The sequence below is a fragment of the Paenibacillus sp. MDV22-iso6 genome (assembly GCF_058408365.1).
Genome location: NZ_JBZVDZ010000004.1, coordinates 504,193 through 517,432, shown reverse-complemented (window position 1 = coordinate 517,432; position 13,240 = coordinate 504,193). Strand labels below are relative to the sequence as shown.

The window sequence follows — 13,240 nt, the reverse complement described above, 5'->3', positions numbered from 1 at the left end:
TCCCACAGCAATATTGCTTTTCAATTAACGCAGATGTGGTACTTGAACATTCGGATCAACATCTGCTTCATAATCCACACCGTCGGTTTCGAAACCAAACAGTTGGAAGAATTCCTGACGGTATCCTACCAGATCGGACAGATCGTAGATGTTTTCGGTGGTCAGCTCGTTCCATAGCTTCGCCACTTCTTCCTGAACATCCGCTCTCATCTCCCAATCGTCAATACGAATACGCCCCGCTTCATCGGTCGGAACTTCTCCTCCCGCATAGAGGCGATCAGCGAACAAGCGTTGCAATTGCTCGATGCAGCCTTCATGCAAGCCTTTTTCCTTCATGACTTTGTACAATGCAGAGATATACAACGGCACCACTGGAATTGCGGAGCTTGACTGGGTTACCAGCGCTTTGGCTACGGTTAGGTAAGCACGTCCGCCCTTTGCACTCAGACGATCATTCAGCTTGTGGGCTGTCGCTTCCAGATGGTTTTTGGCTTGACCGATGGAACCATCACGATAGATCGCATGTGTAAGTTCAGGACCGATGTAAGAGAAGGCAATAGTTGTTGCATTGTCGGCGAGTACGCCACCTTGTTGCAAGGCATCCATCCACAGTTCCCAATCATCTCCGCCCATCACGGTCACGGTCTGGCGAATTTCTTCTTCAGTTGCCGGATCAAGCGTAATGGAAGTCACTTCTCCCGTATGGAAATTGACTGTTTTGTTCGTGTACGATTGTCCAATCGGTTTGAGCACGGAGTTGAATACTTCACCAGTATTCGGATCGGTACGGCGTGCCGACGCTACACTGTAGACTACCAGATCAACCTGACCGAGTTCACTGCGAATCAGTTCAACGGTCTTTTCTCTTGTTTCGTTGGCAAAGGCATCACCTGTGATGCTGTATGATTTCAGTCCTGCTTCTTCCGCAGCTTTCTCAAATGCAGCGGAGTTGTACCAGCCTGCTGAAGCCGTACGTTTTTCAGTGGCGCTGCTTGGGCGGTAAATGCCGATGGTGTTGGCTCCGGCACCGAATGCGGATACGACGCGCGAAGCAAGTCCATATCCAGTAGAAGCTCCGATAACGAGTACGTTCCGCGGTCCATTCAATTGCGGTTGGGATTTTACATAATCAATTTGTTCCTGGACTTGTGCAGCACAGCCTATAGGATGGGAAGTTGTACAAATAAAACCACGTGTTCTTGGTTTAATAATCATTCATTTGCATCCTTTCATATTCAACTCTTGTTCTTCATTATTGGATAATGCTCTTGTACATACCACCTTATTGTAAAACAATTGCCTCCGAAACGGAAACCGTTTCGATGGATTTGGCTAAAAGACGGTATCCGGCTTCGCATCCGGGATGATATTATATAATTTGAGCTATACATTCACACGATAACGGAGAGGACAGAACAGGTCTGCAGAAGCGAAGCGTTCGCCTTTATCACCGGATTTTCCCCTTCTATAAGGGATTTCAAAAAATCTGGGGATAACAGCGATCGGAAGATGGTTCTGGCCACGTAGTGCTCTAGTGTAAAATCATTCGTTCAACTTATAGTAATTCCAGGATCGAAACGAAAGGAAGACTAGCCATGCTGAAGGAACGGATTGAATTTCTGAGCAAAAGAAAGCAAATCTCCCGCAAAGACCTCGTGGAAGGTCTGGTTACGCAGGCTCACTTTGCCAATATTCTGGCCGATCGTTATCCACTCCCTGAAGATCTGGCAGAGGCTATTGCGTCACGTCTTGGCGTAACGACTTCCTATCTGTTAAACGCTTCTGCACAGGATGAAGAAACACTGGCGCGGGCAGAGGCCATTTTTGAACAAATGTCAGTTCCAGCTTCCGCCATATTAGAAGAAACGGTCCATGCACTTGAAGATCGGGATGATACGCTGACAGTAGAGCTAACCACGGCTTTAATGAAGGCGGTCTATTACCAACAATTAAATGATGCATCGGCTCATGAATATATACATACATCCTATTTGAATTTTTATCTGGAGAAATACGGCCGTCCTGACGATGTGGATCTGCCCCGTCCGTTAGCAAAGGCGTTATTATATTACAAAGTGCAGTACTATCGTTCCAAGCTTGCCTCTGTGGATGTGTTAACACATGCAACCAGGCTCAGTGAATTGGCTCTTCCTGGAAGTGAATTCTGGCTGTCTGTGCAAAATATCAAGATGGAAGCCTACATTCAGGTCAAACAGTACGAAGAGGCCAAGCAGGTATTCGATCTCACCATGAGACATGTCTATGATCAGCGGCTGTTTCATCGGTTGTCCGGTTTGTATGTGGCGTACAGCGGATATTGCTTTGCGATGGGACTTGTACAGGAGGCGCTCTCGGCATTGACCATGGCAGAGGCGAATCTGGTGTATGCGGGTAATCAGGGCGATCTTGTCACTGCCATTGCCAATAATCGGATTGTGATGTTAACCATGACAGGGGAGCTGGATCAGGCGCAGTCGGAGATCGAGCGATTCGAATCCCTGTTGCAGCAGGAACCCGAAGAAACCCAGCAGGCCATGAAGCCTTTAGTGAGTGTGTATCGCTGTGAAGTGGCACTGGCACGAAAGAACTGGGGGGTACTCGCGCAGAGTGTGGATCAACTGTTGAATAGTGCAACAACTCAGGATCAGCAGATGAGTGCAACCTTCTACCAGAGCCATCTTGCTCTTGCGCATGGAGATCGTGAAGTGTTCATGGAGCGAGCGCTCGCATGTCTGCCTTATTTTGAGTCTGTGCAGCATGCCATGCGTCTTGAACCTTTATATGAGGGAATGGCCGTGGTGTCCGAGGATCTGCGAAAATATAAGGAAGCCGCCATGTATTATCGGAAGCTGGTCTACCTGTTACGCAAAAAATAGATCGAAAATCGGCTTGGAACCGCCATTTTTTTGCATGATTTTGTTCAATACCGGTGCATTAGGCACAAAATATGCCTCCAAACCTTTCATTCAAGAGTCGTTTTCGGCTCTTTTTTTGCAGAATCCATCAAAAAGCATGTTAAAGAAACGAAAATCCAGTGGTTTAATCACCGGTTTTTTCGTTTCTTTTGTATGCAGTCAAAAGGGTATTCAAGGACAAGCCCTCCTGTTTATACTTTAACTATAACCAAAAATAAAAAAACGAGGTGTTCATTATGGGATGGTTTGGTAAAAAGAACAAGCAGGAAGATGCGATTGCGAAGGCAGATAAAATGATGAATAAAGGACTTACCGGCATGATGATGAAAGGTTTTGTATCAAAGGAGCATCGGGAAGCCATCAACCAGAGTCTGGATTCGGCAAAACAGGCACAACTGGCGGCAAGTGGTTCCCTTCCCTTAACTGCAACAGCCACGGTAATCACGATTACCGATACGGGCAAGCTGATCAATTTTGATCCAATTGTTGTGCTTGTGCTGGATGTAACAGAGACGAATGGCAATCAGTATCAGCGAACATTGGAAACACTGGTGTCCAAGATGCAGATTCCACGCGTGGGAGATCGAGTGGGATTGGGGCAAAATCCGGCGAATCCGACAGAGTTAATTTACATGGGTCTGTTGTCCGTCTAGAAGGTGTTCGAACTACAAACGAGCATTCTATCATTTAATAAAGACAACTAACAACGAATAATAGAGATATAGAGAGGGTGGGGCAGATGGTAGGTTTCCTGAGATTGGTCGGTGTGTTGACTGTGTTTGGGGTGGGATTCTCCCCATTTCTGGCACAGCAGCTGTGGAATGATCCTTTTATCATTATGCAGGCATGGTGGTATACACCAGCGATTTTTGCCGGATTTGGGCTGATCTTTATTCCCTCCATTTTGGCTAATATCTTCGGCGTCGGGAGGGTGAAATCAGGATTATCGGCGGTTGGTGTCATTAAAAGCATCCAGCAGACGGGTACGTATATTAATGAGCAGCCGGAAGTTCGACTGGGCCTGACCGTCTCGCTTAAAGGGCGTGAGAAATACGATACCGAGTTGAGAACCATTATTCCGTTGACGTCCATGGCTCAGTTCCAGCCGGGCAGCTTTATTCCGTTAGTGGTCTCCGTGAAGGATGAACGGAAGGTAGGGCTTGATCTGAAAGGACAATTGTCTCGGGAAGATATGCAGCAATTGCTGGATGAGAAGATGGTGCAGCATGGCGTGGCACCTGAGATGATGGATATTGCACGAACGGGCGAGAAAGCGATGGCCAAAATTTTGGATGTTACTCCGCTTGGAAGCGGAGGTAATGGCAAAATCAAACTGCAGCTTACGCTTAGTGTAACGAAGTCAAATGGAGAGACATTTAAGGTCACTATACCAAAGGAAATTTATCCATCTACCCTACCTCAGGTTCAGCAAGGTCATATTATTAACGTGATCTACTCGAAGCAGGACCCGTCAAAAGTAGTGTTGGCATTGAATGTACAGGAAGAACAACTAAGTAATTTGTTCTCATCCTGATGGCTATATAAACAAAAGAAACCTGCAACATCACTGTGTTCGTGATGGGCAGGTTTCTTTTGTGAATTATGTTTTGGAGATTCTGGATGAGATTAGATTAAGATCAGACGATGCCCAAACGCATCCGATATGAGAATAGAACTTGTCTCGATTCACCGGCAAATATACGAGTAGCCAGCTGTCTAAATTCGTCTGCTACCTCAAGTAGATCAGTCGCTCCGAGTTTCACTGCCGTTTGCAGGCCGCCTTGGCTTAGTGCCAGATTGACGTATCGGTCGGCATCGAATGTTTCCCGATGATGAAACACAATTTCACGCGAGTAACGGAACAAGCCGGACTGCTGAATCTGCTGCAAATGTCCGTCTTTACTCCATTTATGTGCTTGATTCTCCTGGGGAGCCAGACTGGCAGCTCGATGATCTGCCTCCGTATTCAAATGCAGATAGGCTTGTTCCAGCTGCCAATCGACCACTGGTGGCCAGTCACAGTCGTAGGCAGCAAATATGCCTCCTGGACGCAGTACACGCGCAAATTCGCGCAGTGTGGACTGGGGCTCCATCCAGTGGAACGACTGTGAGCAGGTCACGATATCCACACTGCCATCAGGTAGTACCAGTTCGTGGGACAGGCCGGAGACAAAGCGAAGATGGTCCGGTTTGCCTGCGGCTTCCCATTTGGACTCTGCGACAGCTCTCATATCATCGCTTGGTTCGACGCCAATAACACGTTCTGCCTCATTTAGCCAAATCCATGACGATAAGCCCGTACCACAGCCAACATCTGCGACCAAGCGAGGTTTGCTGCCCAAATAATTCGTCAGAATATCTACGACCTCGGTGGGCGCAGCGGGCCGGTTCTGGTCATATAACGTACCGAAACCTTTGAATCGTTCCACATTGTTACGTCTAATGTCTTGCATGGACAAACCTCCTTCAGGAAATGGATAGATAGCAAAAAAGTAAAAGAATCAACAGATGATCAGAGCTACATTATATCATTCATTTTCCAACCTGTTGTTAACGACCTGTTGTAAATGTTCTACCGCTTTGATATGTCGCCTAAGCAGTTCCTGTCCAACGTGTGCAGGCTTGATTACGGTCAGGTCAGATCCAAACGACATCAGGAAGGAGTACAGCCATTCTCCCTCATTGAGTTCAAGGGCAACGCGCAGCCTGCCGTCGGGCTCTTTTTCAACGCGTGATGGTTCAAAAAAATCATACACCCTATACGCAATAGAGTTGGAGAACGACAGTTCCAGAGCGATTTGGTTGATAGAGACTTGTGTCTCATTTTCCGTTGATCCGATGTTCATGTTGTTTCGGGGAACCCTAGGCAGAAATTTCAGCTGGGTAATGCGTTTCATTTTGAACGTCTGAAATTCGTTTCGGTCGTGCTCGTCGTGAATGTACCCCTTGAAATACCAAGTACTGTTCTTGAACAAAAGTTTGAGAGGTTCAACCGTCGGAACACTCTTCTCTCCATCCGAATTGACATAGTGAAACGTAATCCATTGATTCGTGAAGATCGCCTGCTTGACCTGATTGAACAGCTCCCTCTCCTGCAGTGGAATGCTGCCCCATGGTGAAAAGTCGAACTCGATCCAATCCAGCTTGTGATCAAACAGGGCGGTTAAACGTTTGAGCATATGGGCAGTGTTAAGGTGAGGGATGGCGCTGACGCTATATAATCCAAGCAAAATTTCATTCTGATCATCTTCGGACAACAGGGATTTGTCCATGACAAAGTTGTCCATGAGATGGATGCCGCCATGCTTGCCGGTTGTCGTGTATACGGGAATACCCGCGGCACTCAGTCTGTCGATATCACGGTACACTGTGCGCACGGATATCTCGAACAAACGCGCGAGCTCGGGGGCGGTAGCTTTCTTTTTCTCCAATAACAGCAATAGCATTCTGAATAACCGGTTATTTTCCATGCCGACATTATACCATGACAATAGGTGTCAGGGTATGGGTGATACACTGGATGTATAGTGTTAGGAAGATCAAGAAGGAGGAATTGATGATGTCGATGAAAGACGGATTTTTCTGGGGTGGCGCTACGGCTGCCAATCAGTTTGAAGGTGGATGGGACAAGGGTGGTAAAGGCCCAAGTACTTCCGATATGATGACAGGTGGAACGCACACGACACCACGGCGGATTACGCCTGTACTGGAAGAGGGTACGTATTATCCGAGCCATGAAGCGGTTGATTTTTATGGTCATTACAAAGAGGATATTGCCCTGATGGCTGAAATGGGCTTCAAAATGTTCCGCATGTCCATTAACTGGTCCAGAATCTACCCGAACGGTTATGATCTGGAGCCAAACGAAGAGGGATTGCAGTTCTATGACAACGTCTTTGCCGAGTTGAAAAAGTACAACATTGAACCGCTCGTGACCATTTCTCACTACGAGACACCATTTGGTCTGACCCAGAAATATAACGGCTGGGCTTCGCGCGAAGTGATTGATTGTTATATCCGATATTGTACAACCCTGTTTAACCGATACAAAGATCAGGTGAAATACTGGCTGACCTTCAACGAGATCAACTGTCTGACAATGCCAATGGGGGCTTATATGGCTGCAGGTATCCTGTTTGAAGGCAAAGAGACATTGATCGATGGCGTTGATGATCCACAGACCCGCTTCCAGGCGCTGCATCACCAATTTGTTGCAAGTGCAAAAGCAGTGAAGCTGGGACATGAAATCAATCCTGATTTCCAAATCGGCTGTATGGTCGCTTTCATGACAACATATCCGAATACATGCAATCCGGACGATATTTTGCTCGCGCAGAAGAAGGACCAGCTGTCCAACATGATCTGTGGAGACGTACAGGTTCGTGGAGCGTACCCTGGATTCGCCAAACGTTTCTTCGCCGAAGAAGGCATCCAGATCGAGATGCAGCCGGAAGATGCACAGACTCTGCGTGAAGGCTGCGTGGACTTCTATTCCTTTAGCTATTACATGTCCTTGGTCGAGAGTGCGGATGAGTCGTTGGATAGAGCAGAGGGAAATCTGCTGGGCGGCATCAAAAATCCGTATCTGGAAGCTTCCGACTGGGGCTGGCAGATCGATCCGAAAGGATTACGTTATACCCTGAACCACCTGTATGATCGTTACCAAATTCCATTGATGGTTGTGGAGAACGGGCTGGGTGCAGTGGATCTAGTGGAGGAAGATGGCTCTATTCAAGATGACTATCGGATTGATTATTTGAGAGGTCACATTGAACAAATGAAAGAAGCCGTTGCCGACGGTGTGGAGCTTATCGCTTACACGATGTGGGGATGTATCGACTTGGTCAGCGCATCCACGGGAGAGATGAAGAAGCGTTATGGCTTCATTCATGTGAACAAGGACAATGATGGCAATGGTGATTTCAGCAGAACACCGAAGAAGAGCTTCCACTGGTACAAAAAAGTCATTGAATCCAATGGCGAGGAGCTCTAAGTTGCCACTGTAAAATAGATCCATAATGACGTAAAAGAACCTCATTGGTGCTTGATGCACCCATGAGGTTCTTTACGTTTGGTTTGTTTTCAAGCATGGGTTGGATCATTGCATGGTGAGCGAAAAAGCCTAAGCGAGAGGTTGGGACTGTAACAGGGAAAGGCGTTCCAGATGTCGCTGATAGAACCATATGCATATGGCAAGCCAGCATCCACTCAGAAAGTACCCACCCACTACATCGCTGGGATAGTGTACCCCCAGATAAATTCGGCTCATTCCAATCGTCAGGATAAAGATTGCGCTCACGATAATCATGAATACACGTCCAGTCGCTGTCGGTACATGCTTCCAGATCAGGAATGCCAAGCCGCCATACAAGCTGAACGCTGCCATCGAATGGCCACTTGGGAAGCTGTAACCACTCACCTCAATAATCCGGTTAATCGTAGGTCTGGCGCGCTGGAATACCAGCTTAATCAATGCATTGAGCAAAGTCGAGCCCGTAATAACACAAGCCAGGAAGAGCAGCTCGCGTTTGTGCCTGAGGTAGATATACAGCACAAGCATGGCGAGAATGGTAATGACAACCACAGGCACCTCGCTGCCAATCCAGGTAAAGAGCTGCATCAATCGTGTCATTCTGGGTGATTCCATGCCCTGAATCCAACCAATCAAGGTATCGTCAAAGACGTGGATCTGGTTGTCGCTGATGGACAGGGCGATGCTTACAAATGCAATGAGACATAACGCTGCAACGAGCAGCGGGATGGAGATATTCTTTTTCAAAGTCTGATTCAAGTGACGGTTTCCTCCAAGGTGTCTGAATTCTGATGATGCTCAATACAATATTCGTATTATGCTATAATCTTACAATAAATATAGCTTCAAACAAAATGTGAACGATTACAAGAAGGGTGTTGCAATCTGAGCCGGGGGTGAAAGGATGAAGCGCTTAGTATGGTTTGCATTGATATTGTTGTTGGTTGGATTGGGTTACACGGTATTTCCTGGGGAGAAAGCTTATGCTTGCAGCTGCGTAGAATCGAACGCCCAAGAGAAATTGAAGACGTCTACGGCGGTTTTTACAGGTAAAGTGGTGAAAAGGGGTGGGGTGCAGATATTTAGCACTGACCGAGTGAGAGCATATACCTTTGAAGTGGATACCGCATGGAAGGGTGTTTCTTCTAAACGAATGACTGTCATGGGTAATGATGCCGGTTCGGAATCTTGTGGGATTCAATTGGATAAGAACCAATCCTATCTGATCTTTGCTTATCAGAATAAAATGGACGATAAGTTGCATACGAATCTTTGCAGTGGCAATGTTTCCATTGATCAAGCTGGAGACGCGTTGAAGCTGCTGGGAGCAGGAAAAGTAGTGAGTCAGGCTGATTTTGAAAAAAACGATCAAGGACGAAGTTGGTCATTTTATCTCATAATATATGGTGGGGTTATTCTATTGCTTGTATTGGTAAGTGGCTGGATCTGGAGAAGGAAGAAGCGCGCGTGAATGCTAGGATCTGATTTAAGGGAGAATGGTAGCACGGCAACGGAAGGGAAAAGAAAATCCCCGTGTGGAACATTGAGGTAAACTCGCGTTCCAAGCGGGGATTTAATACATTTGGTCGGATAATCGTACCGATTAAATTAGTTTAACTGCAGCATATATTCATAAGCCGTGATACCGAATACTCGTTTAAAGTGTCTGTTCAGATGAGTCAGGTCGACAAAACCACATTCGGCTACAGCGGAGTAAACATCCTTATGCGTTTCAATGGACTGTCTGGCACGCTCCACCTTGCAATTCAGAAAAAACTGGTAAGGCGATATGCCAGCATGGGACTTGAACTCGCGGATAAATTGAAACTTGGACATGTTGAATTCCGCACACAGGTCGTCCAGTTTCAGCACATCTTCAATACTGCAAAACATCATTTCTTTCGCTTTTCGAACCAGATTGTCCTGAGGCCGCCACAACTTGGTGTCCATTTCCGACTGGGAGAGTAATTGCAACAGGCCCAAGAGCAGTTCACTGCATTTCGCTTCATCCTGTCCTTTTTGAATAGCATCATTCAGCATCAGGATGCTTCGTGCAAGCACAGGGTCATAGACGATGGGGCTATTAAAACGCAATTCCTTTTTCCCTAGAACCTCTTCGACCAAATCCGGCTTCAGATATAGCATGACATAATCTATACCGGCTTTGTCATAGGAACTTCCATCGTGGGACTGCTCCCGGTTGAATAACATCACGCCGTTTTTGTGGGAGGCCTGATAATGTCCGTCCAGATGGTATTGCTGAATACCGCGAAGCGTGACTCCTACTGCATATTCCTCGTGGCAATGCTTTTTATAGGTGAAATCCGTAAAGCTGGCGGATAGAGCCAGTACGTCCTGTGATTTCTTATAGTTAAACAATTCCATGCTGCACACACCTCCCGCGCGTTAGATGATTCCCGATACCATGATGGCTGAGTATAACAAAAAAAGGGCCATTAGGATACTCACTGCTTTTTGATGACGATTGAGTAAGGTTCTGAAGATGGAGCCAAACACGGCCCAACTGGAATAGGCCAAGAAGCCGATGATGGTAATAATGATCACGAACAGAAACGTTGACATGGTGCTATCGTAGTACGGCAGAACATAACTGGGAATAACTGTGAACGTGAACAGAACTACTTTTGGATTCACAAACTGCATGATTAAACCGTTTAGAAACCCCGTAACTTGCTTCGATCCCGTCTCGGTGGAACCCATTTTATAGACTTGATAAGCCAGATATATCATATAAACACTACCCACAATCTGCATCACTTGGAGAATACCAGGCAATACCTCAGCAAGTACATGATTGAGAAGAGCAGAAGCAGCAAGTAATAAGCCAAATGCAACGGTGGCACCCCACACATACTCCATCGTTTTCCGGGGACCAACCTGTCCGACGGAAGTGAGAATCACAATATTGCTGGGGCCAGGTGTGAAGGTAACGACAATGCAATAGATGAAAAAAGATGTAAGATTCATAGGGCCTCCCCGAGTTGTAGTTACATGATCATACTCCGGGGAGGCATTGGCTTATAGTACATTATTGCAGCAGAATGCACATGAGCAGGAAAAAAACATAACTTTCCAGCTAATAGAAACGTCATAGAAGTAACTACTCTGATATCGAGGTGATTAAATGAAAGCTGTAAGTAAGTTGCTGTTCCTATGTATGATACCTCTTTTATTGTCTGCCTGCTTAAAAAATGGGAAAGGTATCCAACTGATCAATAATTTGGATCTAAGTCCTCCAGTTGAAATTTCATTTGAAGAGGCGGAAGCTAGGACCCCGTTTGAAATCAAACAACCGTCAGTTCCTTTCCAAGTTACTCAAAAATCAGCAAGGATTTTAGATACCAATGGTACATTTGAAGCAGTAGAAATCACGTATGCAAATACGGATGAAGGATTGAACCTGATCACTATGATTACAAACTCAAAGGTTGATACACCTCCGAATGGGAAGAAAGGTCAAAAATTATCTAATGGTTCGCAAACGTGGGACCAAGGAGACGGACATATAAGTGCCATCTATTGGAGAAACGAGGGTTTAACGTACTCTCTTATTTCAGGAAAAAATAACAATCTTGAACCGTTATACGATTATCAAACATTAGTTGAAATAGCAAATACATTAAAATGAAGCATAAGGCAGTTCTCCTTTAGATTGAAAATAACACCAAAAGACTCAACTTCACTGTATGTAAAAAGGAAGTTGAGTCTTTTGGTTACTGTATTAAAGCACCTGTTCAATGAATAAAGACTGAAAGGCTAATTTACATTAAGGCATCCAGAAAACGGGTTGCAATGCCGAAATAGATAAACAACGACAATATATCATTCAGCGTTGTGATTAATGGGCCGGAGGCGACCGCAGGGTCTACTTTGAAACGACTGAGCAGAAGAGGAATACAAGTACCGGTCAGTGTTCCGATAACCAGGGTGAAGAATAGTGATACTCCAATAATTGCTCCGAGCAGCCAGTCACCTTGCCAGAAATAGGCGATGACCGTGATCAGCAAACCGCATACAAGTCCAATCATGGTGCCTACTTTAATCTCTCGGCCAATAAGCGCGAGCACTGTGGCCTTGTCCAGCTTACGTCCAATCAAGCCACGTACAACCACTGCAAGGGATTGTGTACCCGTATTCCCCGTCATACCGGCTATCATGGGCATGAAGAACGCCAGCGCCACAACCTGATTCAGCGTGTCCTCGAAAAAATCCACGATGCTGCCTGAGATCAATCCGATAAATAACAATAAAATCAGCCATGGAAGGCGACGTCTAACGGCAACCAATGGTTTGGTATCAAAATCGATATCTTTACTGCCGCCACCCATCTTGGCGATGTCTTCACTGGCTTCGTCCATAATAATATCAATGACATCGTCCATTTGGATAACACCGCATAATCTGCGGTTTTCATCCACGACAGGTAAAGCCATAAACTCATAACGCTGCAGCAGCTGTGCAGCTTCTTCCTGGTCCATATCGACTGTTGCATGGATGACACGCCGAGTCATCAGCTCTTCCACTTTGGTGTTGTCATCTGCCTGAGCAAGGGATTGATAACTCACGACTCCGACCAGTTTGCCTTCATCATCGGTGACATACAGATAACTGGTCGCAGGACTGTGCAGCGTAGCCTGCGATTCTCTCAGTGCTCCCTTTGCGGTTTCATGCGATAACAGGGTACGGTAACGATCGGTCATGATTCGTCCAGCCGTTTCCGGTGGATAGTTCAGCACGGAGCGGATAATGGCTGAATGGTCGAGATTCATATTGGACAACAGTTCTTCTCTGCGTTGGAGGGGCAGATCATGCATGAAGCGAATCAGATCACTTTTGTCCATTTGCTGCATGACTTCAAGAGTGCGCTCCGGGCCTAACTGTTCGAATAGATGCACCTGTTCGTGAAGCGTGAGCGCTTCTGCCATGTCGGCGAGAACGTCCGGTTTGAATAAGAGCAAGAAGCGTTTCGTCTCTTGTTCAGGGAACTTTTTATATACCAGAGAAAGGTCGTAGGGATGAAGTTCTTTGGCCCATTTGTAAAATTCGGTCAGGTTTTGGGTTTGCACGAATTGCACAAGGAGCTCTGTAATTTCTTCAACCGAAAAATCTTTTTTGGGATGGGATCGATTCATATGTAGTCTCCTTTCTATATGGGTTCAACAAATGAATATTTACACTGGCACTCCGATGACAGAACAACCTTCCGATCGCTGTTATCCCCAGATTTTTTTGATTCCTTTCTGAAAAAGGGGAAATCCGGGGATAGCTTATG

Annotated in this window: 13 protein-coding genes; 6 read left to right on the top strand and 7 right to left on the bottom strand. The window is 46.1% G+C overall.

Annotated elements, in window-relative coordinates:
- Window positions 1-24 precede the first annotated feature (24 nt).
- Window positions 25-1,215, bottom strand: coding sequence for an enoyl-ACP reductase FabV (fabV, locus tag AC4PM4_RS14390; protein WP_274568214.1), 1,191 nt, complete (start codon window positions 1,213-1,215; stop codon window positions 25-27).
- 380 nt (window positions 1,216-1,595) lie between these two features.
- Here fabV and AC4PM4_RS14385 point away from each other — a divergent pair, with 380 nt between their 5' ends.
- From AC4PM4_RS14385 to AC4PM4_RS14375, 3 genes are all read left to right on the top strand, one after another.
- Window positions 1,596-2,876 carry an XRE family transcriptional regulator gene (locus AC4PM4_RS14385; protein ID WP_465117536.1) on the top strand — a complete coding sequence of 427 codons (1,281 nt, stop codon included), beginning with the start codon at window positions 1,596-1,598 and terminating at the stop codon, window positions 2,874-2,876.
- 275 nt (window positions 2,877-3,151) lie between these two features.
- The gene (locus AC4PM4_RS14380) at window positions 3,152-3,568 is read left to right on the top strand and encodes a hypothetical protein (RefSeq protein ID WP_072734719.1); all 417 of its coding nucleotides are present in this window, start codon (window positions 3,152-3,154) and stop codon (window positions 3,566-3,568) included.
- A gap of 86 nt (window positions 3,569-3,654) precedes the next feature.
- Window positions 3,655-4,449: a hypothetical protein gene (locus AC4PM4_RS14375; RefSeq protein ID WP_400346151.1), complete on the top strand. Its 795-nt coding sequence runs from the start codon at window positions 3,655-3,657 to the stop codon at window positions 4,447-4,449.
- Window positions 4,450-4,552: 103 nt separating this feature from the next.
- On the opposite strand, the gene AC4PM4_RS14370 is transcribed toward AC4PM4_RS14375, so the two are convergent.
- Window positions 4,553-5,368, bottom strand: a complete 816-nt coding sequence (locus AC4PM4_RS14370; protein ID WP_063565258.1) for a class I SAM-dependent methyltransferase — start codon at window positions 5,366-5,368, stop codon at window positions 4,553-4,555.
- A 75-nt stretch (window positions 5,369-5,443) separates the two neighbouring features.
- A complete protein-coding gene (locus AC4PM4_RS14365) occupies window positions 5,444-6,361 on the bottom strand; it encodes a helix-turn-helix transcriptional regulator (RefSeq protein WP_083584792.1) in 918 nt (305 codons plus the stop codon).
- A 113-nt stretch (window positions 6,362-6,474) separates the two neighbouring features.
- On the opposite strand from AC4PM4_RS14365, the gene AC4PM4_RS14360 reads away from it, so the two are divergent.
- Window positions 6,475-7,908, top strand: coding sequence for a glycoside hydrolase family 1 protein (locus AC4PM4_RS14360; RefSeq protein WP_491613909.1), 1,434 nt, complete (start codon window positions 6,475-6,477; stop codon window positions 7,906-7,908).
- Window positions 7,909-8,037: 129 nt separating this feature from the next.
- On the opposite strand, the gene AC4PM4_RS14355 is transcribed toward AC4PM4_RS14360, so the two are convergent.
- Window positions 8,038-8,706, bottom strand: a complete 669-nt coding sequence (locus AC4PM4_RS14355; protein ID WP_491613907.1) for a phosphatase PAP2 family protein — start codon at window positions 8,704-8,706, stop codon at window positions 8,038-8,040.
- A gap of 145 nt (window positions 8,707-8,851) precedes the next feature.
- On the opposite strand from AC4PM4_RS14355, the gene AC4PM4_RS14350 reads away from it, so the two are divergent.
- Window positions 8,852-9,418 (top strand): hypothetical protein, encoded by a 567-nt coding sequence (locus tag AC4PM4_RS14350; protein WP_076287825.1) that lies wholly within the window; start codon window positions 8,852-8,854, stop codon window positions 9,416-9,418.
- A 137-nt stretch (window positions 9,419-9,555) separates the two neighbouring features.
- Here the strand turns inward: AC4PM4_RS14350 and AC4PM4_RS14345 are convergent, their stop codons facing one another.
- Window positions 9,556-10,332 (bottom strand): AraC family transcriptional regulator, encoded by a 777-nt coding sequence (locus tag AC4PM4_RS14345; RefSeq protein WP_076287826.1) that lies wholly within the window; start codon window positions 10,330-10,332, stop codon window positions 9,556-9,558.
- A gap of 21 nt (window positions 10,333-10,353) precedes the next feature.
- Entirely contained in the window at window positions 10,354-10,935 is a 582-nt protein-coding gene (locus tag AC4PM4_RS14340; protein WP_076287827.1) for a LysE family translocator, read from the bottom strand.
- A gap of 157 nt (window positions 10,936-11,092) precedes the next feature.
- Here AC4PM4_RS14340 and AC4PM4_RS14335 point away from each other — a divergent pair, with 157 nt between their 5' ends.
- Window positions 11,093-11,596: a hypothetical protein gene (locus AC4PM4_RS14335; RefSeq protein ID WP_491613906.1), complete on the top strand. Its 504-nt coding sequence runs from the start codon at window positions 11,093-11,095 to the stop codon at window positions 11,594-11,596.
- A 133-nt stretch (window positions 11,597-11,729) separates the two neighbouring features.
- Here the strand turns inward: AC4PM4_RS14335 and mgtE are convergent, their stop codons facing one another.
- Complete coding sequence (gene mgtE, locus AC4PM4_RS14330) at window positions 11,730-13,100, bottom strand: magnesium transporter (RefSeq protein WP_491613905.1); 1,371 nt, start codon at window positions 13,098-13,100, stop codon at window positions 11,730-11,732.
- Window positions 13,101-13,240 lie beyond the last annotated feature (140 nt).